Origin of the sequence: Salicibibacter cibarius (assembly GCF_016495725.1) — a bacterium.
Taxonomy (GTDB): domain Bacteria; phylum Bacillota; class Bacilli; order Bacillales; family Marinococcaceae; genus Salicibibacter; species Salicibibacter cibarius.
The window spans coordinates 1,370,637-1,392,375 of record NZ_CP054705.1 but is presented as its reverse complement, the minus strand read 5'-3'; the positions used below and the strand labels follow the sequence as shown (position 1 = coordinate 1,392,375).

The window sequence follows — 21,739 nt, the reverse complement described above, 5'->3', positions numbered from 1 at the left end:
AACCTCCACACTATTTGTCATGATTACTATACATCCTTACGTTACCGTAAGAGTCAATACGTTATTTGTAAAATGAAAAATCGTTTGGAATTTTTGATTAATCTTTCACCATGATGCTTATGAGAGTCACCTAATTAGTCTACAGAGCACATTGAAATGCTCTTTCAAAACCAAAAACACCAATCTGAGTTAGAGGCTCAAATTGATGTTTTAGTTAAAAGCTTTAAGGATTATGCACTGATTCAAACCATCCCAGGTGTCGGGAAGAAAACGGCGGCAACCATTCTTTCCGAAATAGGCGATGTGCACCAATTTCAGTACCCGAATAAGCTTGTGGCTTACACTGGCATTGATCCGAGTGCAAAACGGAGTACTACACGGCTACGCCAAGCATTGTACACCGCCGTTCAATGCGGATTAACCAAGAACCGCAACCTCAAAATGCAGGCCTTTTACGACCGCAAACGAGAGGAAGGCAAACCTCATAAAGTGGCTGTCATTGCTTGTGCGAATAAGCTTCTGCACTGTATTTATGCGATAATCAAGCAACAAAAAGCTTTTCTTAACGAGAACTAAAGACTTATCATATCATTGCCACCCCTCACACAATGACACGAACTTACCCATTCGCCCTTCTAAAACTCAAGGTAGCAAGCAAAATTAACGCTGCCGTAAATCCTAATAAAAAGAAGACTTCCCCCGTCGCCGTCACAGGCATTCCAAAGAACGATAGATTTAATCCCATTTCTTCAAGTACCATCGGGCTAAGATTCTCCACATCAATCATAATATGTTTCATCAGATCAACACCGTAAGTAACGGGATTAAGCGTCACGAGAAATTCCACCCACGCCGGCATATTGTTGAGTGGAAATAAAGCACCTGACAGAAAAATCATCGGCATCACTAAAATTTGCACGACGAGCTGAAACCCTTGCATCGAAGTAAGCAGACTCGCCACCAAAAGACCAAGCGAAGAAAAAGCGCACGCGATCATAAACATCACGGGAATCACCTGTAAGAAAGAAACGAAATCGATGGTAATCCCTAAAACAGGCATCATAATAAACATCATAATACCTTGTATTAATGCGACAGTAGCGGAGCCGAGCATTTTCCCAAGTGCAATGTTTACCCTTGAGAGCGGGGAGACGAGAATTTCACGCATGTAACCGAAATCCCGATCCTGAATCACTGAAAGCGAAGAAAAAACAGAAGTCATCAGCAGCGTCATGGATACAATGCCCGGAAATATAAATTCTACGTAATTAAACTCACTCCCAGCATCTGTTCCTGCGGTTACTAACGATTCCATCGAACCGCCCATCCCTACGCCAAAAACGATCAAAAATAAAATCGGCATGGAAAAGGAGCCCATCATACGCGTACGGTCTCTAAAAAACTTAATAATATCTCTTTGCCAAATGGCAATCATACCTTCCACTCGTCCATACCTCCTGCTTCATCAACCTGCGATTAGCCCCTGATTTCTCGCCCAGTAAAGGATAGAAAAACATCGTTCAGCGTTGGCTTACGAATATCGAACCCTGTAAGCGGAGTTTTCAGTGATTTGATAAACTTTGAAACAAACGCATCGCTGTTTTCCACTTTACAGTAAATGACTTCGTCTTTCAGAGAAACATCGATAACGTCGAAATTGTCTTCGATCTCTTGTAAGGCGGCTTGATTATCTGCAGTTGTAATTTCAATGATGTCACCGCCGAGTTGTTGTTTTAAATTTTTCGGTGTGTCGATTGCAATAATTTCGCCATGATCCATAATTGCCACGCGGTCACTAATCTCTGCCTCATCTAAATAGTGCGTCGTTAGAAACATCGTGATGTTTTCCTTTTCTTTGAGCTTGAGAATGTATTCCCAAATGTGCGCGCGAGTTTGTGGATCCAGTCCGACTGATGGTTCATCGAGAAAGAGTACTTTCGGGTAATGAAGCAGCCCCCTGGCAATTTCCAAACGGCGTTGCATCCCGCCGGAGAATTTTTCGACGAGAGTGCCCGCACTCTCTTTAAGATCAACAATTTCGAATACTTCTGCGATGCGTGCTTTCCGTTTCGAGCGAGGCACATTGTAAAATTTACAATGCAGCATGAGATTTTCTTTCGCTGTTAATTTTTCATCGAGGGTGTTTTCCTGAAAAATAATCCCGATACTTTCGCGTACACGATTCTTTTGTTTCGTCACCTCGTAGCCATTGATCGTCACTGTCCCGCTTGATGGTTCGAGCATCGTTGATAATATGTTAATGGTTGTACTTTTCCCCGCTCCATTGGGACCAAGGAAGCCGAAAATTTCACCTTCCTTGACGTGAAAGCTACTCCCTTTTACAGCCTGGAATGATTTATATGACTTTTTCAAGTTTTGAACGTGGATCAAATAGAACAGTCCTTTCTGGTGCTTCATTTCCAGTGTGGCCCCTCAACCCACGAATCGTTTCCGTACCCCTTATATGTCCCAGTGACAAGGTTCTCAAATCCACACATTGTTAATGATTTTCCTAATTCAAACGCATTTTATTGTAATCAATTATAGTTTTTCTATATACCCATCTGCTCCGTTCACCCTAATCCTTTGTCCATCCTTGATTACCTTCATAGCATTTTCCACTCCAACAACTGCTGGCAAACCATATTCACGTGCGATAACCGCTCCATGGGTCATTAGTCCACCAACTTCGGTGACTAGACCTTTTATGGATACAAACAATGGTGTCCAGCTAGGGTCGGTAAAGGAGGTGACTAATATATCTCCATCTTCTAGATCAGCATCTTCCATGTTTAAAATGACCCGAGCGCGTCCCTCTATAACTCCGGAAGAGACAGGAAGCCCTAAAATAGCATCTGCTGGGAGATTTTCTCGTTTGTATGCACCTGTAATGATTTCACCATCAGACGTGATCACACGTGGGGGAGTTAGTTTTTCATATAATTTGTAATCGTCTTTTCGCTTGCTGATGATTTGGTAATCCAGCTTGTTTGTGCGTACGACTTCGCAAAGTTCTTCAAAATTGAGATAGTAAATATCTTCTTTATCATGAATAACGCCCGTTTGTACGAGTTGTTCGGCTTCTTTCAGTAAAGCCTGCTTATATACGAAGTAGCGATTAACCATGCCGTATTTTGGATATTCCCTATACCCGCTGAAATTCCGGATGAGGTCGATCATTCGTTTTGTTTCTTTGGCTTTTTGTTCACCATCCGGTAATTGCTTCAATCGATCTAATAACTCTTGTTCTTTTTCCAAAGCAACATGCAGCCCTTGCTCAAATATCCGTTTGCTTTCTTCAGGCTTAAAGTTTTTGATGTTACTTAGAATCATGGGGACAAGTGTAATTGGTTTTTCACTCCAACGAGTTTTTGTAATATCGATTTCTCCGGCACATCGCATTCCGTATTTGTTGAGATAGGCTATTATGGCGTCTTGGGTTTCCTGTCCACCATCAAACGTAACAACTTCATCCAAAAAGTGATCATCTTTTACATGTTGTAAATAATCAATGACTTTCGGATAAGGACGAATCACATCGGCGACATCCAAAAGCTCAAGGCCCATTTCCGAAGTAATATTGTTTGGTACAGACTGGGAAAGCGTGTCTGCTGCGTTTTTTTCCCCAAACCATTTATTCATTTTTTCATTGATCCATGATGAAGCGTCCATAGCATCCATAATCACACCCATACGTGGATCAAATAAAAACTTCTTTAATTGCGGGATATCTTCCAGAATAAAATCAAATAAATCTGATCCTGATTTCGTTTGGATGTTTTGTTTTAACGCTTCTATTGATGTTTGACTGCTCTTAATCGATTCAGAAACAATGTTCAGATTGTTTTCGATTTGTGCTTGGAAATCCGAAGAAGACATACCTTTATTGCTTTCACTGGAACTCTGTACTTTTTTATCATCTGGTGATGTTTTTATAAAATCTCCTCGGTCTGCAATAGTCATAAGTGCGTCTTTTATGAGTGGATCGGATTCCCCCAAGACGTCTATATATTTTTTTCTGCTAGCAGGTGAAGCCAGCATAGATGTGACATCAACAAACAACCTTCCGCCAGCTTCACGCATAGGTGCAGGAGTCGTTAACAGGAAAAAGGACAATCCCAATGGTTTCATTGCGTCGGTCATCATTTGTTGATGACTAACAGATACATAGACGTGATTTTCTTGATCATTCGCTTCAGGGATGGGGTACAAAGTCGTGATGGGCCGGCTCTGGACAATATAAAATGTATTATCAGCCAAACACCATTCGATATCTTGTGGGCGGCCAAAATAAGCTTCAACCTGTCTTCCAATGCGTGCCAGTTGTAAAATCTGTTGATCAGTAAGTGTTTGTGTCTCTTGCTGATCCGATTGGATCTGTTGTTTCTCAGTTCCGCCTTCTTTTCGTCCATAGATAGCCAATTTTTTGGCTGCTATCATCTTATCGATGATTTCATCATCTTGTACTTTATAGCAATCGGCAGATACCAAGCCAGAGACCAGTGCTTCTCCAAGTCCAAAACTGGCATCGATTGACAATAGCTTCCGGTTAGAAGTAATCGGGTCAGCGGTAAATAAAACCCCTGAAGCCTGTGGGAAAACCATCCTTTGAACAATAACGGATAAATAAACTTGGCTGTGGTCAAATCCGTTTTTCATCCGGTAGATGACCGCACGATCCGTAAATAGGGAGGCCCAACATTTGCTGATGTGCCGCAAAATGCCTTCTTTTCCGATGATATTTAAATAGGTATCTTGCTGACCGGCAAAAGAGGCATGTGGTAAATCTTCAGCAGTTGCACTGGAACGCACTGCATAAGCTTGGTTCTCGCCAAACTCGGAGAGATAGTGAGCAACAGCTTTCACAACATTGGAAGGAATTTCTACTTCCATAATGAATTGTCGAATCTTCCTGCTGATTTTACCAATTTGGCTTCTATTCTCTACTTTTAACGGTGTTAGTTGATCCAACAATGTTTGGAAGGCTTCGTTTTGTTCGAGGGCTTTTTGATAAGCTTCTGTTGTAACACAAAATCCTTCTGGCACTTGTATTCCATGAATCTTCGATAATTCCCCTAAATTAACCCCTTTGCCTCCGACCTCCATTTGTCTAGTTTTATCAATCTCTTGAAGCTCTAGAACATATTGCTTCATTTCTTTCCCTCCCATTTAATAGCTGCTGACTGCGTCAAAGAAGCAACATTACTTGATTCATACTAACAATTAAAAAAAATAAAAAACAGTCTAAAAATGGTGAGGCAATCATGGTATAATTAAACTAGGGAAAGGGGCATATAGGCTGATCTTGCCTCTCGAAAAGGTATATTTCAAACTATTCAGTATAAATATTTTTCTTTATCAAAAACATCAAAGGGTTTTTGCCATGTTTCAATAACGTTTATTTATGTTGTATTTTTGAATCAATAAATTGGTGGAAAACATAAAATATCAAAATTTTCAGTCTTTTTAATTCAAATAGTCGAATGACACAACACCGTATACTATGCTGAACTGACATGTATATAACCAAACACAAGCAAAGGTTGATTCCTGAATCGACGTGCAATTGCCAAACAACAGGTTCCTTACTTTGTATTCATATACACACAGTAAGGAACCCTATTTTTTCATATTAGTCTTGATTTCTCGAAAAAGGGGAATAAGAAGAAAATAAATGATGTTTCTCCTATTCCACCATTTTCGAGGGGACGTGCCAAAACATCCAATACGGGATTATTGACATTTCCATACACTATGTAAATCACTCAAAAAACGAATTTATAGGCGGGGGCATACAATGAATCGAAATGCGAATTGATTACTAAAGGAGAAGTTCGACATGTTTTACAACCATTTATATTACAATTACCGGGTGAAGGCAGTTTACGCAGAAGTTAACGGCGGCCCTCTAGCCCCTGATATCAGGGGTGTCGTATCTTTTCAACAAGTCCCGGGAGGAACGATGGTTTGTGCGCAAATTTACGGGCTCCCACCTTATCGACCTGCTCAGGGAAACAAGGACCCGATTGGTCCGCACGGGTTTCATCTCCATGAAAACGGCAGCTGTCAAGTAGGAGATCAACAAGATCCTTTTCAAGCCGCAGGAGAGCACTGGAACCCGACAAATCAACCACACGGCAATCATGCCGGCGATTTCCCAGTTCTCTTTTCCAATAACGGTTATGCGTATACATGTTTTTTTACCAATAAATTTAACGCAGCCGATGTGATCGGAAAAGCAGTCATCATTCATCAGAACCCCGACGATTACCGTACACAACCGGCAGGAGATGCTGGAAAACGATTGGCTTGCGGCTTGATTCATGCTTCGTGAAAAGCCCTCAACAATTGTAGGGGGTTAATACGAGATACCTGTATTTTTAGGACATATTTAGGAAAATAAATCCATTTTACTCCGACAGTAATTGTGTTGCATGAAAAAATGGAATTAAAGAATAAATTGTGTTGTGTAAAAGGTTAATTGTCCACTTAAAATTCCGTTTAATACAACACAAAATGGTAACGTCATTTCATAAGTGGTCGGTTCCTGCTTATTTTGATCGTCATAGCTGAACAGAGCAATGGGAAGAATCCGTGTACCGGGATTTTCCTCCAGTAAACGGCTGAAATACAAAAACATTCGTTCATTAAAATCGTCTTCATATTGTGCCTGCTGCTCCAGATGAATGAGGATCAAGCTATCCTCGCCTTTAAGCCTGGTTTCAACAACCATATCCACTTCTTTGCTTTTTCGTCTTTGTATGTCGTTGAACAATTCCTTGTCTAAAAAGTTCAAATGGGCAAAGTCGATGTCTTCGTAGATATTCGGAAAAAATAATACGATAAATTCCGAAAAAAACTCTTGAAGCAACTCTTTAAATAAATGGTCATGATCGATTCGACTTTCACGATGATCGTTTGACATATCTAACCTCCAGCTTTTTTTGGCATTTCAGCATCCTCATCATTCAAAAAATCAAATCTCTTCACCAAACTGTTCCTGATAATCAGGAGTTTCGGTACGTACTTGATTGGATTCATTTTCACCAATCATGTTAAAATCATCTCCGGAAACTTCATAAAAATACTCCCGATTACTTCCATTAGGTTTATAATAATGGATGCTCACATACCGCCCATCATCCCACACACTAATGTCTGATCTTTCACGAACATCCACATCATCATGACTCTCGCCTAAAGGACCCTCCTGTAATTCTTCTACAGCTTGATCAATCACATCATCATACCCTGATCCACAAGCTGTTAACATTAATAAAGAGATAAGCATCATCCCCACTTTCTTTTTCATAAACTGTTACCTCCTTCCCTATGGCAACTGATAAAACTGCAATTCTTCAACTTTCCATGTTTCATTCGATAAAACCATATCCATATCCAATATGGAATAGGTGCTCGTATCAACCCCATCCACACGAATGTCATTATCAAAATGAACCACAATGTTTTGCTGATCGTCCGTAGACGGCCCATAATAAACATCGACATCATCAACGCTTGATTGCACAGCCTCCATATCGTCATATCCCATCTCCGGTTCTTCAAACTGTAAATCATCCAGTACCTGGATAGCCGCATACGGTTCAACGTTTTCACGAACGGGTTTCCCCTCATACGTAAAATACGCTTCTACAAACCGTTCGGCCGCCACCCCTGCCTGCCCGTGATATTCATGTTCGCTTTCTTCATCCTGGACTTGTTCCAACGCTTGTTGTAAGGCTTGCAATTCATTTTTAACATGCGAATTTTCTAAAAATAAATAGCCGCTGACAAACCCCAAAATAAGCACCGCTATCATCATTTTTTTCATGATGGATTCTCCTTCCTTATCCGTCATTGATTCCTTGACGAAACCCTATAAATCTAAAATCTCTGCAGGATCTTCTTTTTCATCATTCGTCGCTTCTGGTTCTGTATGATGTTCCAAGTGCAAATGGGGACCTGTCGAATCCCCCGTTGATCCACATTCGCCAACCTGATCCCCTTGCTGTACCTCATCGCCTTCACTCACGGAGAGGTTACTCAAGTGACCATAAACGCTATATTCATCACTCCCGTGCTGAAGTTTGATATTGTTCCCGAGTCCCGTATTTTGCTGAACGGCGGTTTGAACTGTGCCATCTGCCACGGCATAAATAGCATCACCCATGTTACACCCAAAATCCGTGCCTGCATGTAACCGTGGTTCGTGATGAATGGGATGATCACGCATGCCAAATTCCGATGTCACATTCACCTGTTCAACGGGCATGTCCCAATCGCCATCGCCTGATGCTTGCTCGGGTTCCTCACAATCCTCTAAATACTGCATCACATGCGCCACATAATCTTCATCCCCGTAATTATCCCACCCTAATTCCGATGCTTGTTGTTCACCAAATGCATCGGCCGCATCTCTACTATGCTCGCCATCATGATTGTCTTGCACATAGTTGATGTAGCCGCCCCCCATGTTATAGGCCTGCATAGCCAGTTCTGTGTCCCCGTTTGCTTGTTCATACATATCCGCATAGTAAGAGACCCCTTGTTCAATCGACTTCTCAGGACTATTAATGGTATTTACGGGGTCACCCATGGACTCGGATGATTGCATCACATCCGCTAATTGTCCCCCTGATTCCTGCATTGTCATCGCCATGAGAATATCGACTTGATCTTCAATGCCATTTTCCTCTGTATAGCGTTCAAAATGAGGCTCATAACGTTCCACATCCTCATTCACTTGGTTTCCTTCACAAACCAAATCTTGCTCATCGGTTGCCCCATTGCCTTCATTTTCTTGCGTGATCAAAAACGACCCCATCATCATCACTAACATACCAACCACCATCAAAATGAAACATGCACCGCCAAAAACACCAACCATCAGGCCATTGATCCCTTTCAATGTATCACCACCAAAAAAGGAATGCCCGTAAGCATTCCTTAATGATTGTCCTTTTGATCAACCGGTTTTAGTTCCTTTTCAACCTTTTCATCCTTTCTCCCTTGCGGGGTGCGTTTCGGGTGGTCATTTCCCTTTTGGCTTTGATTTTTCTTCGGCGATGGTTGTCCCCGTTTTTCCTTTGGGTTCATGTTCACATGATGCTCCGATGCATGTTTCTTCCGGTGATTAGATGAATCGGACCGACGTTTCCCTTTCGTTGAACCCTTTTTGTTCCGTTGCTTGTTACCGGAACGTGATGCTTCTTTCGGTGCATTCTGTTTCTTCTCATCGCCTCGTTTTTCCTTTTGGTTTACATCCGCATGATCCTTCGATGAACGTTTTTTCGGACGATCTTCTAAATCAGACCGACGCTTATGTCTCCTTTTCGTTGACCCATCTTTGTTCCGTTTCTTGTTATCGGGACGAGACGCTTCTTTCGACGCATCGCTTTTCTTCTCGTCGCCTCGTTTTTCCTTTTTCTTCTGTTTTTTCTCTTTCTGATCCTTTTGCGGGCGACGTTCTTCTGGTTGATGATATTGACGATTAGACGGTTGATCGTCTTCTAAACGTTGATCCATTTGAGAAGCCCGTTGCTCTTGGCTTTGCGGATCCATGGTTTCTTGGCTGGACGCCGCATTCGACGATGAACGGGGCGTAGGCCTTTCCGTTGATGGTTGGCGCATTCGATTCATTTTATGGATCATCATTCCGGCGGTTGGATTAAACGCGGACACCGTTTTTCCGACTTTATCCATCGCAGGGTTGACCATACGTTGATTCACTTGATTCATAAATTGGCCGTCCAACGACTGCACACGTCCGGCCGTGATCAATTTCACCAAAGCGTCTCGCTTTTTCATGAGAAGCATAAGCAAGAAGATCAACACCGTGACATTCGCCAAATACAACCCAAACGTATCCGGCGGTACCATGGTTTCCACGACAAACGTCAAAACATAGACAAACGCGACGATCAGCCCCAACATGGCTTTCACTAAAAATACCGTCAACAATTTAAAAAAGGTCTTAAAACCGCTATACGCAAAGTGCGGAATATACGACAGGATCAAGGAAAACGGAAGGAAAAAGGCCAAGGCTAACGCGATCAACTGCAACAAGAAATTTAAAAAGCCCAAAACCGTAAATGGAATCCCAAGAAAAAGGGCGACCAGTAAACCAATCAGCACTTGCCCCAGCTGGGTAAAGACGGCCCCTGAACCCATCGACGAATTCTCGTTTTGATCCACCTCTTCCTCCTCGACATATTGTTGCTTTAATGCCTGTCCATCTTCCGTGGAATCAAACGCTAAAAGTCGATCAAAACGATTATACTGGCTGCCGCCATAGTCTTCTGTATCTGCCGCATCATTTTCATTGACTGCATTTTCGCTCGTTTCGCCATAATTAACGATCATATAGGGGCGTTTCATCGCCAGTTCAAAATAGACATTACGCATCATGGCAATTGTGCCATCCATCGGGTCTTCCACATCAATGTCCCCGGACTGGTCATACACCCCATCGCCATCAACCATATGAAACATCCCACTGCCGGCGTCAATCAAGTGCCCTTGCATCTCTAAAGACAGCGCATTAAACGTCTGCATAAAAAAGCCACTGTTCAACATCCAAAACCCAGCAAAGATCAACACACCGATAAATAACATAAAACGACGGATGGCTTCTCGAAAGGATGCCTTTGTGACAATCACAAACGTGATATATCCCATCGCGATAAGAAACAATAATTGACCAAAGCGTTCCTGTAAGGTGTCATAAATGGATTGGGAGATTAGATTAATCGCCCCTGCAAATCGTTCAATCGGATTAAGCGAAAATAATTCATCCAAAACCGTGTCCACGAGTAAGACCACATGCCCTGAAAACGTCATGACAGCGTTACTTATACTTACAAAAATGCCCATGATGTTTTCATCGTTCGATTCATTGTTGACCCTATAGGATTCCATAGGGAAACGTTCACTTTCCACCTCCACACCGCCTTCTTCGACCGTGTCGGGAGGATTCATCACGTCATCGGCATCTTCATCACTCTCAAACAATCCGGGGATAAAAGCCATCCCCACCGAGGGAAAAAGCAAAAAGATCCCCATGATAAGCATGAGGACCACGCGTCTTTTCGACCACACCCCAATCCCTCCCTTCTTCATCCAACCGTGTTCATCAATGAACGTCGTCCATCACCTTCGTTCCGTCGTTTTCCGTACATACGCGATACACACGGTCACGATCACAGTATTTAAAACCAATCACTTAAAAAAGAGCCACGTGGACCGTGACTCTTCTCGCTATAAATATTTTTCTTCAGCGGATGCAACAGCTGAGGCTTCCACCGTTTCAAAGGCCGAAGCCCATTCATCAAACAAACATTCCACACTCATTTTCGCTGTCCGCCCATAATAATCTTTCATCAAACATTGCCCTTGGTACATGTCCTCAAGCATCTCAATATTTTCTTCCGTGGCCTCCATATTCATCCATGTTAAAACGTCGGGTCGTTCGTTGGGTTCGTCAAAGGCAAAGGCGACCCCATAGTTCCCACTTTCTTCTTCTCGTAGGGCATCCTTGGTACTTTGAGAGATGAAAAACAAGGCATTATTGTAACTTCGCCCCACTCGTCGCATCTGCTTTTCCACTTTCCGCCCCGTGGTATTCGCCGTGATCATCCATGCCTCATCCATAAACTCGGCCGTTCGTTCTTCTTTCGTTTTCCCAAAGAGTTCACAATACTTTCCAAGCGCATACATCACCGCACTGGATTTTAATTGCGCATTCGTGTAGCTTTCGATACTGTCGGTGGCTTCCGGCAAATCTAAATGTTCAATTTCAACGATACTGATCCGCTTATCCAGCGATAACGCATCGTTTGATCCATCATGCACACATAATTTCATGACGGAATCAGCCGTCACTTCCGCTAAAAACGCCCCGGCCTTTCGCACCGCCGGTTCCTCATGGGCGGTTAATGCTTTAATCACGTGTGTCGTTCCAACTTGATAGCCTTTCTCTTTTTGTTCAATGACCGTCGTAATCGCTTTTAAGAACGCCGTGTGAACATCATCTTTGCCCTTAAAGCTATACACTTGCGAAATAATCATTTCCACCATTTCTTTCGCTTGCATCGGCGGCAAAAAGGAAATGGGATCTAAGGCGCCCCAATTTTCTTCGTCTTCCGCATCAAGCGTAATAAAGTGGAACGTTTTCAAATGCTCCACAAATAACGGGTAATCTTTTTTCACGTCTGGATGGACCATCGCTTTCCGTATCCATTTTCGTAACTCTTTTTTCGGGTCAATATATAAACATTTCACGTCCATCATCGTGATATAGAGAAACAGCAACTTTGCCAAAAACGATTTTCCATTGCCGGTATCGCCTGTGATCAGCACATGGGGGGATCTCGTTTTCGAGCCCTTCACTTGTTGATTCGCTAAAAACGGGTGATAAAAGATCGGGTCTCGACTCGACTGAATCGCAGCGGCCAAATCGGTATGCTTATCAAACCGATCAATCCATCCAATGAAGTATCCGACCTTTGAACCGACATCCGCATTCACCGCAAAAAAGTTTTCCGCTACCCCATCCTGGGTCGTTTTTTGGAGCCAATTCCGGTGGGTTAAATCAAGGCGTTTGCCGGGCAAACTTTGATAGAACAATAGAAGTTGATCCGCAACAGGCACACGACAAATCATACCTGCCGATTTCATATGGCGTTTAACGGCTTTGGCACGATTCAAACAGGCTTTTTTCGTTTTTCCATCCACAATCAGGACGGCGATCCAGTTGATCATATGAACGTCGTCTTTTTTAATCTCATCCTGGAGATGCCGCACTAAATAATCACTGGTGGCGACCGATGCATCCGTTTCATCACCAATCATATTCTGTTCTTTCGCGGATTCCCGTAATTGCTGTTTTTTGAGATTGACATTCGTTTTCGTTTTGGTTTTACTTTCCACTTGTGCTTTGATATCGATCTCAACGGGAAACGGAAGAGATTGGGCTTCATAAAACAATTCACTCCCGGCCATGTTATGGTGACATTCATCCACCACCACAAACGAGATATACCCGTCATCTTCATCACTATGAAGGTGAAGCACAGATGGCGTTGTCGGATCAATCATGGTATTGGTAATGGCTTCCGGCGACGCATGATCCATTTCTTCCGATACGTCATGATCTAAGCCACGTAAAAAGTGAAAGCGATTCACATAAATCAATTCACGCTCGGTTAGTTTTACGCCACCAACCATGGCAACCACATTCGCTAACTCGCCTTCGGCTTCCCGAAATTGCTCAAAAAAGGAAGCAGACACGTGCTGCTCCCATCCTAATAGATTCACAATCGTATCCGTCACACCCGAAAAAAGCGAAAGCACATTTTCTTTTAATTCAGCGTCCACGTTGATTCGTTCCATTTTCAATCGAACGCCTAAAATAAAATCATTTTTGGTGAGTCGCCCCAACCGTTGTTCCAACAAGTTAACCGTTTCATCCATGTAATACGTCGCCATCGCTTCTGCATCCATGGCAACATCTTGGTACAAGTCCTCCAATCGTTCGTTTAAGCGAAACTCTTGCGGATACATCATAAAGTGAACATCCTGATAATCCGTTAATTCCTCCAGGCATTGCTTCCAATTCTTTTTATAACTATCCACGACTTTTTCATTCTGCTTGGGAATCGACGTGCTTTGAATACGATAGAACGCCCACACGTCGCCCGTGCTCGTTAACAATAAATTCCCCATCATCGTTTTGATCGGTGTTTTTAATACGCCCATGTTTCTTTCTCACCACTTTCACACATTGACGAAATTGAATCCTGGCATCCTTCATCCATGCCACGGGCCGATCATGGCAAAGCCGTTTGTTCGGGATTTTCACGCTGACCAAATACTTGAAAAAATCATAGATATACAGATAAATGTTTTTCCCATCGGGCTGTATTTTTTTCACTAACGCCGTTAACATAAGTGGAATCCCAATCAGAAAGATGACAAATGTCCATTCCAATGCAAACGGAAAAACCGCATGAATGCCATAAAGCACACCGGCTGTCATGGCCATAAAAATTAAAAAATTCATCGCAGGGATGAATTCAATCGAAAATGGCAACGAATAGTTTTCCGTGATTTGTTGGATTTTTTTCGGTTCTCGCAAGGCCTGCCGATAGTTAAAAATGACGCGCATCAAAGCCCCCCTCATCCAATCATCCATTCAAACAACATTACCAAATCATGAACATATTCATGTTCAAGACGCCTACAAGAGATCAATCAATGCTTCGACCCATTCCGTTACTTGATCCCAATTTTGCACCACAAACGTCACAACCGCTGCAAAGATACAAGCCGAAACCACGGCACCGACTCGAAATTTGGCCAGATGCTTCGTCACCAAAAAAATCACAATTAACGTAATAACTTGCGTCACAATATTCAAACCCCAATTTTCAACCGCCGACAAATCAGGTAAGTTGGCCTGCCCTAAAATCGCAATCCATGCAAACATGTCCATGTGCCTCCCCTCTTACTCATAATCCATTTGCGTCACCATATAGTTTCCGTTCATCTCTTCCAAATAAAGAGCTACATCAAAGGCATACGCAAGGCCTGTCACCTCTTCGACCATCTGAACCTCTGTATGGACCAAAAAGCCATCCTCTTGTTGCTCCAACGTTTCATTCGCCATGCCTTCATAAACGAAAGCCCCGTTTAAACTTTCAGGGTCACTCATCATATAATTTAAATCGTCTTCGTCCCCCGACGCATATTCCTCAAAAAAATCATCCAGAAAGGCGAGAATGGCTCCCTGCTCATCCCCCACATACGCATCCATGTTTCTTTCTTCATCTGCAAGCGTGATAGAAGCATCCAAATCATACACTTGCGTAAAATACGGTTCCCCCGTCACCGCATATTGCCCATCTGTTTCGGCCAGTGGGACATGAAGAAGCAACGTTTTTTCTTCGCTTTCATCGTCGTATTCATTGATATAAGTGACCTCATATTGAAAAACGCCTCCATCATCCGTCTCATCAACATGAAACAAATTCGCATGTTCGAGTCGTCGTTCCCCGTCCATATCCACGTCATACATATCCCATTCATCATCCGCTTCCATCGAAGCCATAAAGGGTTCTAATGCGCCACGCCGTTCGTCTAACGCTTCCGAATCATCCCTCACATTGATATACGCTTCCACAAAATCGCTTAAAAAGGCGTCCGCCGTGACAACATCCATGTCCGAATCTTCTTCTTCTTGTTCATGATCATCATCAACGACCGCTGCACGTAGATCATTGAACGTAGAACGGGTATTCATCGAAAGCATCACGGCAAGCATAGAGAAAAATAGTAATCCGCCGATGAGGGTCCAAACAGCGATCGCTGTCCGTCTCGACGTATCTTTTTTCAGGCTCGATTTTTCTTTTGGCGGACGATGAATGTTTGCTTTCCGCCGTTTCATCCGCTCCCATACATGTTTGAATGACGCTTTCAATCCTTCATCCCCTCTCTTTTTCCAGCCAATATAAAAAGGATGTTACGCTTCGTAACACCCTTGTTGGCCACGCATGTTTCATATGTCCTTTTTCATACCGTTGACGGGTTTTCGGTACACTGATGGGTAATATAAAAAATCACTCGTTCGCTTGTTCGAGGGAGACAAATTCGACATATTGCGGTTGTTCTTCGCCATCTTCGGGCGGGTCCACATGTTCAGTCGTGATAAACACAAGTCGAATGGTCTCCAACACATCATTCACCATGAATCGAACATCAATGACAAACTGCTCAGAAAGATGTTTGACCATCGAAAGCACATGTTCTTTCATGCGTTCAACGATTTCTTCTATTGTATCTATCATGCCGACATCATCCAACGCCTTTTCCAAATAGGAACGATTCAACAACTCCACTTGTTTCATTTCATCATCCCCCCTTCATTTCTTCTCTTTCATCCGCTCTTTTTTCAAGGACTGCCTGATATTCCAAAGGAACGATAAATAGATCAAAAATCCCTACATAGTCGATAGAAATAGGCTCTCCATTCTTTGTATATGCTTCCCTATCTTTTACCGCGAAGATGACCACATCTAAGGGTAAAACCCCTTCCGCATCAAACCCTAAATCACGTAAGCCATGATAAAAAGGCACGCGAACCATGAATGGTTCCCCATAACGAATACAATGATCCTCTGCTTCATCAACCATCGCTTGTTCAATGTTTCTTATATCCACGTCAACATTGAAATGCGTCAAACCTCTACGAACAAAATCTAAATTTCTAATCATGACGATGACCACCTTCTATCATTCACCATATCCGCCGTAAATGCTTCAACCCCTTCAAAATGGTTAATGGACAATTTCAAAAATCCCTTGAGACGTGACAAGAAAACCTCCACTCAATTCAAGATCACGTCCAAAGGTTTCATAGTCAATATAGCCTTGCAGTTGGGCGGGGATTTCGCCCAATATTCCTGTTTCTTCAATCAGGTAGATGGCTACATCCTCCATATCGTTACAGTCTGGATAATAAATAATATCGTCTTGTCGCTCCATCAGTTCCTCAAAGCTACCAAAATAATCCTGGAGTTCTCTGATCGCCCCTGCCATCGGCGTCCCACTTAATTCTTCCGCCATTTCACATAGACGGTTGACTTCCTCAATCGGGGTATATTCTCCAATATCAAACGGAAGTTCATAATCGTGAATCGCATATTCTTCATACGCACCATTCAAACCGATGCGTTCTTGGACGTACTCCATATGAATCGGCGGGGTAAACCAAGCGCCCACCGATTCCCCCTCGTTATATTTTCCAAGATTCACAATGAATACATGCATGTCCATCTTTTTTCACATCCTTTCCTTTAGCGAAACAAACTCCTATCGTTCGGGTAAACTTTCTTCATGTAAAACCTTGGACGCTGTCCAAACCTGCAAGCTGAGCCAGCTTGACCGCCATTTTTTATCCCCCAACCCCCGATGGCAATCGGGGGCTCCCTCGCCGGGTGGCAAGGAAGAAAAAGTGTTTTCTTCCAAAGCCAAGAGGGTGGTAAAGCCTCATTCCTGTCAACTCCTTAATGCTCCCGCTAAACGCGGTCCGCTTACCGTTGACAGGATACCCATATAGGTACGAATGACTGCCGTGGGGGTTGATCCAAACAAAAAAGCCTCCTTGTTCGAAGGAAGGCCTATTCACGTATCATCATGTCGTCAATGTCCGTCACAAAAACATCCAGCATTTTTTCTTGGCGTTTGCCCATGTCGGAAAATTGGATCATATCCATCAAGTCATTCGTGCCTAATATCCGATCTTTTTCCCACACCATTTTCATCGTCGGTGCACAATAATTCTTCATCCAATTCAAGCTTTTTTCGTAAAAGTCTTGAGCCGGTTCCACAAAGAGGCGTAAGTGCCCAAAGTCCTCGACAAACGTTTGCCAAAACAGGCTCGTATCCCAATAGCGCCGGTGCACATCCCTGGCCTCTACAAAACGAAGATAGTTGTTGATGACTTCCATGGCGACACCTTTAAAATCTTGGCGGTCAACTAAATGTCGAATCGCTTCTTGGGCCCGTTGATCTTTCATGCGAATTTCATAGCGATTCCACTCCCCGAAATCTTCTAAGGGAAGGTTCCATTTTTCCGCTTGTTCATAATTCTTTTCATAAAAGCAGATGTGGACATCCGATTTACGGGAACCAAAATAAATGGTGTGGCCGCCACGATGCCAATCCTTAGAGTTAACACTGGAATGAAAGACAATTTTTTTAAACCGTGTCGTACATTCCTGTCGTTCGATTTTGTCACGAATCTTCAGGAGGGAAAAATACGGTTTGTGATCGTCAATGGCAATATCCAGACGGGTAAAGGTGCCGCCGTTTTGAAGGCACTGTTGGAAAAAATCAAACCACGTTTTCTTCATGCCCTTTAAAAACGTTTCATACTGCCGACAGCCTTGGCCGCTCAATTCAATTAAGGTTCCTTTCGCGTCGCCGGGAATGGAATACAGCACGCGGATAAAATCCAGGGCATAGGTGCCGACATACCCATAGAACGCTCGCTCTTCATGAATCATAAACGCTTTTTTGATGCCTAACACGTTTTGGATGATACGATCTTCGTCCTGATGCTTGAATGAAACCCGAAGATAGTCCACCATCGCTGTCAGGGGCTGTTTTTCTGCTTCTGCCATGCATCATCCCTCCTTTCGCGATATCATTTCTACCCCCCTGTAAGCAGGAGGGGGTAGGACCCTGCGGCGCTACGCGCCTCCGGGCGCCCCTTCATTCCGCTCGCTATCGCTACCGCTGGCGGCTACCGCCGCCAACGCTCGCTCCATTCCCGGGGCGGATGTCCCGATTTCCTCAAGAAAATCATAATCTTTCGGGACAAGCGGGGTATAAAATTCACTAATCACCGAGGTTCCGGTATCTGCATAGCCACGCCCCTTGATGTTCTTGAAAATGAAGCGTTTGTCGGTATCGCCAAACATCATGCCATAGCCAGCTTCGGACATCCGACCCAAGGCAACACGAAAGTTAAACTGATCGCGTATCCCGTCGGCAAGATATTTGGCATCCGGGCGTTGGGCGGCAAGGATAAGAAAATAGCCCATCTGGCGCCCCAACATGATCACCTGCTTCATATATTCGAGCGCCTTCATCTGTTCCATCCGGTCCAAGGATTCCATGAAAGCGACGTACTCATCAAACACAATAAAAACGGGCGGCAACCCTACATCGGCGTAGTTTCCTCCCGTTTGATAGGTCGGCATTTTTTTCATTTCTTCGGATCGTTTCATCATCGCGTCCACGGATTCCCGTAATACTTTCATCATGGCGCTAGGCGTGTACAACACGGTGCCTTTCGGCATGACTGCCGCTAAATCAGCGAGATCGGAACGTTTGGGATCAAGAATATAGACGACGGCTCCCGACTTGATTAAGCTATCGATCATCGTCAGAATAAAGTAGGTTTTTCCTCCCCCGGTTCCGCCGGCAATTAACATATGAGGGAGGGAATCATACGCCCATTCGATGTGCTTCATCAGTTTCAAGGAACCATTTTCGGCTTTGACATCATGAATCGAAATCCGATTCCTGCTTACATCGTAGAGAAAACGATAGGAGATGTAGCCGTCTTCCAGTTCCCGCTCTCCCGTATCTGCATAAAAGCCGTTTTCGATGTCCTCGCCAAGATTTAAATACTGTTTCTGGTGTTTGGTCATATCCATCGCGATCTTGATATGGATATAATTATCTTTGACACGGTAGTAGGCTTTCGGAAAGTAGGTCACTTTTGTTTTCTGCTTTTTTCGAGGCTTCCATTGTATCTTTTTATCCATGGATGCCGTCTCCATCATCCCATTGGAAATAAACATGCGAGCCAGTTTTTGTTTGTGAGACAAGCGTTTGTATCCATCGTAAAAGATCACATAGGATAGACCGACCGCCAGCACACCAACAACCATAGCAAGGAAGAAACCCATGCTTATACCGAGCCAGTCCCAATCTCGAATGGCTTGATAGGTCGATAATTCCAACCATTGTCGTCCATTCATCATGGGATCACGGAAGTAAATGCCTAACGTGAGGAAAAAGAACAGCCCAAAAAAAAGAAGACCGGTCCGTAATACGGCATGGCGCATATGGCGACGGATACGTCTTCCCCGGTATTTCCATAATCGATTCTTGATGATAGACGTCACCTCTCAGTTTTCAACGACATACGAAATCCGATCATCGAGCATATCCCAAAATACAATCATGGTTTCTCCATTCTGATCGGTCACCCATTTGCCACATGGAAAAAGAGAATACTCTCGCACCTCGATATGATCCAAATGAAAATGGTCTCCGATCCATTCTAAGACGCGTTGTTCATGTTCTTCCCGGCAACCCTCCATGCGCGATCCCGCCTTTCTAGGCAAACGAAAAGCGTGCCAACGTTGATCAGCCAACACGCCTGGATGCTTTATTTTTTGTCGGTTCCTTCTGTGATCGGTTCTTTCTTGGTTGATGAGGAAGCAACAGAAGATATGCCACTGCCGGTATTCGCTTTAACAATATCTTCAACACGCGTCATCCAACGAATCTGCGCAAAGTTGTTTTGTGCTTGCGCCATACCGGTAATGAGCGGATTTTTCACTTCCACCGGCTCCATGAAATCAAACTCGATTTCTCCCATGTGTTCAGGCACTTCCACTTCGATTTCGGAACGTTGAACGGAAGAAACCAATTTATACACGCGGCCTTCCAAAATATCGGTTCGTTGTTGGCGGACCCGGTCAAATTTATAACGATCCCGTTGATGCCCCACGAAACGCAATTCTCCAAAGGTCGCTGGATCAGCAAAAATGCCATTTTGATAACTCATTAAATGATCTCTCCTTTTCATAGAATAAAAACCGTTATACAGCCAGTTATAAATCAAATATTCGTTCGAATGGAGCATCACCCCCTTTAATGAAAGTAGCCACAGATATTCATCTCATTTGCGTTTAGAGACAATAACCTCTTCTTTGACTTGTCTTTTATTACATGAGGAAGAGTGATCATCTTGAATGCCTTTCCCTCTATCAAATCCCGGAGTTTCTTTCATGAGACGTTCATATTCACGCCATTTTCCTTCTGTAAAATTCATAGCAGTATTCATCCTCTTCTGACATAAAAAATTTCCCTGTAAAAAACCAGAGAATCAAAATGTATGGAAAAACCACTTTCAAGTATCCTAAAAGCTATCTATAAACTGGGCTGATTTTAAAATCTTCTATTACTACTCCACCGTTTTAATAACTTTACAATCACCTCTTCTTTTTGCTTATCCGTATAACCAGATGGGAAATATTGGTTTATTTGTTCTTTTTGGATCGTTATTTTCTCTTTTTGATTCGGCTTCTGTTCACTAAGAATTGAAAGAATCATATCCGTATCTAACTTATTCTCTTGGCTCATTTTCTTCATTCGTATCGCTTGAGACAAGGAAGGGGTGCATACTTCTGATTGCATCGTCTCGTAAAGAGTTTCTTGCTCATTTTCTCCTAAATACGACAATTCCACCGCTGGGGTAAACGCAATTTCTTTTTCATCGACCATTTCAAGAATTGGCGTAATTAGCTTCGTTAAACGAATATACCGCTGTATTTGATTTCTATTTTCTCCTAATTGTTCCCCTAGTATTTCATCCGCTCGTTTTTTTGTCTCAACTTGAGACACGTTTTCTTTAGAAAGTCGTCCTGTTTTCCTTTTTATCATTTCCAACTTCATCTTAAAGGCAAAAGCTTTTTCACTCGGCGCTATATTTTCCCTTTGCAAATTGCTATCCACCATAATAATGGTCGCCTCATCGTCCTCCATTTCACGAACAATACAAGGCATCGAAGAAATACCCGTAAGCTCACTAGCCTTTTTCCGTCGATGTCCTGAAATCATTTCATATCCACCTTCTCCCGTCGGTCGTACAAGCCCAGGAACAAGGACACCATATTGATCCACACTTTCTGCCATTTCCAGCATTTCTTCATCGACCTTGACTTTAAAAGGATGATTAGGAAAATGACTGATCTCCAATAATGGAATTTCCTCCACTTTTTCCGTTCGCACAGTTGAAAGATTGTCTGAATTCGGCATGCCCCACATCTCCTTTCATAAAAAAAGCCGATTGCTCTATTATGCAACCGGAAATAAAAATGTATATAAAAAGGAAATGCCCGTCATACAGGCATTTCCATAGCTTTATTAATCATCGATTTTC

Annotated in this window: 23 protein-coding genes; 2 read left to right on the top strand and 21 right to left on the bottom strand. The window is 43.1% G+C overall.

The genetic code is table 11. The annotated features are described in order from the left end of the window. Positions 1–156: 156 nt before the first annotated feature. Positions 157–576, top strand: a complete 420-nt coding sequence (locus HUG15_RS07300; RefSeq protein WP_200128058.1) for a transposase — start codon at positions 157–159, stop codon at positions 574–576. 43 nt (positions 577–619) lie between these two features. On the opposite strand, the gene HUG15_RS07295 is transcribed toward HUG15_RS07300, so the two are convergent. The 3 genes from HUG15_RS07295 to ppsA form a co-directional block, all read right to left on the bottom strand. Continuing rightward, entirely contained in the window at positions 620–1,444 is an 825-nt protein-coding gene (locus HUG15_RS07295) for an ABC transporter permease (protein ID WP_200128057.1), read from the bottom strand. 32 nt (positions 1,445–1,476) lie between these two features. Continuing rightward, positions 1,477–2,418 (bottom strand): ATP-binding cassette domain-containing protein, encoded by a 942-nt coding sequence (locus tag HUG15_RS07290; protein ID WP_246516536.1) that lies wholly within the window; start codon positions 2,416–2,418, stop codon positions 1,477–1,479. 123 nt (positions 2,419–2,541) lie between these two features. Next, positions 2,542–5,154, bottom strand: a complete 2,613-nt coding sequence (gene ppsA / locus HUG15_RS07285) for a phosphoenolpyruvate synthase (RefSeq protein WP_200128056.1) — start codon at positions 5,152–5,154, stop codon at positions 2,542–2,544. Between the two features lie 685 nt (positions 5,155–5,839). Here ppsA and HUG15_RS07280 point away from each other — a divergent pair. After that, positions 5,840–6,334, top strand: a complete 495-nt coding sequence (locus HUG15_RS07280; RefSeq protein ID WP_200128055.1) for a superoxide dismutase family protein — start codon at positions 5,840–5,842, stop codon at positions 6,332–6,334. Between the two features lie 114 nt (positions 6,335–6,448). Here HUG15_RS07280 and HUG15_RS07275 read toward each other — a convergent pair whose 3' ends face one another. From HUG15_RS07275 to HUG15_RS07190, 18 genes are all read right to left on the bottom strand, one after another. Further along, entirely contained in the window at positions 6,449–6,925 is a 477-nt protein-coding gene (locus HUG15_RS07275; protein ID WP_200128054.1) for an RpnC/YadD family protein, read from the bottom strand. A gap of 51 nt (positions 6,926–6,976) precedes the next feature. Then, positions 6,977–7,312, bottom strand: coding sequence for a DUF4467 domain-containing protein (locus tag HUG15_RS07270; RefSeq protein WP_200128053.1), 336 nt, complete (start codon positions 7,310–7,312; stop codon positions 6,977–6,979). 18 nt (positions 7,313–7,330) lie between these two features. Then, complete coding sequence (locus HUG15_RS07265; protein WP_200128052.1) at positions 7,331–7,831, bottom strand: hypothetical protein; 501 nt, start codon at positions 7,829–7,831, stop codon at positions 7,331–7,333. A 45-nt stretch (positions 7,832–7,876) separates the two neighbouring features. Then, positions 7,877–8,908, bottom strand: coding sequence for a lysozyme family protein (locus tag HUG15_RS07260; protein WP_200128051.1), 1,032 nt, complete (start codon positions 8,906–8,908; stop codon positions 7,877–7,879). A 38-nt stretch (positions 8,909–8,946) separates the two neighbouring features. Then, positions 8,947–11,097, bottom strand: coding sequence for a CD3337/EF1877 family mobilome membrane protein (locus tag HUG15_RS07255; RefSeq protein WP_200128050.1), 2,151 nt, complete (start codon positions 11,095–11,097; stop codon positions 8,947–8,949). A gap of 159 nt (positions 11,098–11,256) precedes the next feature. Beyond that, positions 11,257–13,755 (bottom strand): ATP-binding protein, encoded by a 2,499-nt coding sequence (locus HUG15_RS07250; protein WP_200128049.1) that lies wholly within the window; start codon positions 13,753–13,755, stop codon positions 11,257–11,259. Further along, on the bottom strand, positions 13,640–14,164 hold the full coding sequence (locus HUG15_RS07245) for a conjugal transfer protein (protein WP_246516535.1): 525 nt from the start codon (positions 14,162–14,164) through the stop codon (positions 13,640–13,642). Before HUG15_RS07245 ends, HUG15_RS07250 begins: the two co-directional genes overlap by 116 nt. A 72-nt stretch (positions 14,165–14,236) precedes the next feature. After that, complete coding sequence (locus tag HUG15_RS07240; protein WP_200128048.1) at positions 14,237–14,485, bottom strand: hypothetical protein; 249 nt, start codon at positions 14,483–14,485, stop codon at positions 14,237–14,239. Positions 14,486–14,503: 18 nt separating this feature from the next. Next, complete coding sequence (locus HUG15_RS07235; protein WP_200128047.1) at positions 14,504–15,475, bottom strand: conjugal transfer protein; 972 nt, start codon at positions 15,473–15,475, stop codon at positions 14,504–14,506. 139 nt (positions 15,476–15,614) lie between these two features. After that, positions 15,615–15,902: a hypothetical protein gene (locus tag HUG15_RS07230; RefSeq protein WP_200128046.1), complete on the bottom strand. Its 288-nt coding sequence runs from the start codon at positions 15,900–15,902 to the stop codon at positions 15,615–15,617. 4 nt (positions 15,903–15,906) lie between these two features. Continuing rightward, the gene (locus HUG15_RS07225) at positions 15,907–16,269 is read right to left on the bottom strand and encodes a hypothetical protein (RefSeq protein WP_200128045.1); all 363 of its coding nucleotides are present in this window, start codon (positions 16,267–16,269) and stop codon (positions 15,907–15,909) included. Between the two features lie 63 nt (positions 16,270–16,332). Further along, the gene (locus tag HUG15_RS07220; RefSeq protein WP_200128044.1) at positions 16,333–16,830 is read right to left on the bottom strand and encodes an antirestriction protein ArdA; all 498 of its coding nucleotides are present in this window, start codon (positions 16,828–16,830) and stop codon (positions 16,333–16,335) included. 344 nt (positions 16,831–17,174) lie between these two features. Beyond that, on the bottom strand, positions 17,175–18,179 hold the full coding sequence (locus HUG15_RS07215) for a replication initiation factor domain-containing protein (RefSeq protein WP_200128043.1): 1,005 nt from the start codon (positions 18,177–18,179) through the stop codon (positions 17,175–17,177). Between the two features lie 69 nt (positions 18,180–18,248). Beyond that, a complete protein-coding gene (locus tag HUG15_RS07210) occupies positions 18,249–19,547 on the bottom strand; it encodes a type IV secretory system conjugative DNA transfer family protein (protein ID WP_343073151.1) in 1,299 nt (432 codons plus the stop codon). Positions 19,548–19,697: 150 nt separating this feature from the next. Continuing rightward, positions 19,698–19,892 (bottom strand): hypothetical protein, encoded by a 195-nt coding sequence (locus tag HUG15_RS07205; protein ID WP_200128041.1) that lies wholly within the window; start codon positions 19,890–19,892, stop codon positions 19,698–19,700. 68 nt (positions 19,893–19,960) lie between these two features. Then, the gene (locus tag HUG15_RS07200; RefSeq protein WP_200128040.1) at positions 19,961–20,362 is read right to left on the bottom strand and encodes a DUF961 family protein; all 402 of its coding nucleotides are present in this window, start codon (positions 20,360–20,362) and stop codon (positions 19,961–19,963) included. Positions 20,363–20,476: 114 nt separating this feature from the next. Next, positions 20,477–20,629: a hypothetical protein gene (locus HUG15_RS07195; protein ID WP_176764724.1), complete on the bottom strand. Its 153-nt coding sequence runs from the start codon at positions 20,627–20,629 to the stop codon at positions 20,477–20,479. A gap of 116 nt (positions 20,630–20,745) precedes the next feature. Then, positions 20,746–21,615, bottom strand: coding sequence for a ParB/RepB/Spo0J family partition protein (locus HUG15_RS07190; protein WP_245723151.1), 870 nt, complete (start codon positions 21,613–21,615; stop codon positions 20,746–20,748). Positions 21,616–21,739 lie beyond the last annotated feature (124 nt).

Coding starts and splice junctions, on each gene's coding strand:
- HUG15_RS07300 (WP_200128058.1), top strand. CDS start 157: ATGCTCTTTCAAAACCAAAAACACCAATCTGAGTTAGAGGCTCAAATT.
- HUG15_RS07290 (WP_246516536.1), bottom strand. CDS start 2,418: ATGAAGCACCAGAAAGGACTGTTCTATTTGATCCACGTTCAAAACTTG.
- ppsA (WP_200128056.1), bottom strand. CDS start 5,154: ATGAAGCAATATGTTCTAGAGCTTCAAGAGATTGATAAAACTAGACAA.
- HUG15_RS07280 (WP_200128055.1), top strand. CDS start 5,840: ATGTTTTACAACCATTTATATTACAATTACCGGGTGAAGGCAGTTTAC.
- HUG15_RS07275 (WP_200128054.1), bottom strand. CDS start 6,925: ATGTCAAACGATCATCGTGAAAGTCGAATCGATCATGACCATTTATTT.
- HUG15_RS07270 (WP_200128053.1), bottom strand. CDS start 7,312: ATGAAAAAGAAAGTGGGGATGATGCTTATCTCTTTATTAATGTTAACA.
- HUG15_RS07265 (WP_200128052.1), bottom strand. CDS start 7,831: ATGAAAAAAATGATGATAGCGGTGCTTATTTTGGGGTTTGTCAGCGGC.
- HUG15_RS07250 (WP_200128049.1), bottom strand. CDS start 13,755: ATGGGCGTATTAAAAACACCGATCAAAACGATGATGGGGAATTTATTG.
- HUG15_RS07245 (WP_246516535.1), bottom strand. CDS start 14,164: ATGCGCGTCATTTTTAACTATCGGCAGGCCTTGCGAGAACCGAAAAAA.
- HUG15_RS07240 (WP_200128048.1), bottom strand. CDS start 14,485: ATGTTTGCATGGATTGCGATTTTAGGGCAGGCCAACTTACCTGATTTG.
- HUG15_RS07230 (WP_200128046.1), bottom strand. CDS start 15,902: ATGAAACAAGTGGAGTTGTTGAATCGTTCCTATTTGGAAAAGGCGTTG.
- HUG15_RS07225 (WP_200128045.1), bottom strand. CDS start 16,269: ATGATTAGAAATTTAGATTTTGTTCGTAGAGGTTTGACGCATTTCAAT.
- HUG15_RS07220 (WP_200128044.1), bottom strand. CDS start 16,830: ATGGACATGCATGTATTCATTGTGAATCTTGGAAAATATAACGAGGGG.
- HUG15_RS07215 (WP_200128043.1), bottom strand. CDS start 18,179: ATGGCAGAAGCAGAAAAACAGCCCCTGACAGCGATGGTGGACTATCTT.
- HUG15_RS07210 (WP_343073151.1), bottom strand. CDS start 19,547: ATGAATGGACGACAATGGTTGGAATTATCGACCTATCAAGCCATTCGA.
- HUG15_RS07205 (WP_200128041.1), bottom strand. CDS start 19,892: ATGGAGGGTTGCCGGGAAGAACATGAACAACGCGTCTTAGAATGGATC.
- HUG15_RS07200 (WP_200128040.1), bottom strand. CDS start 20,362: ATGAGTTATCAAAATGGCATTTTTGCTGATCCAGCGACCTTTGGAGAA.
- HUG15_RS07195 (WP_176764724.1), bottom strand. CDS start 20,629: ATGAATTTTACAGAAGGAAAATGGCGTGAATATGAACGTCTCATGAAA.
- HUG15_RS07190 (WP_245723151.1), bottom strand. CDS start 21,615: ATGCCGAATTCAGACAATCTTTCAACTGTGCGAACGGAAAAAGTGGAG.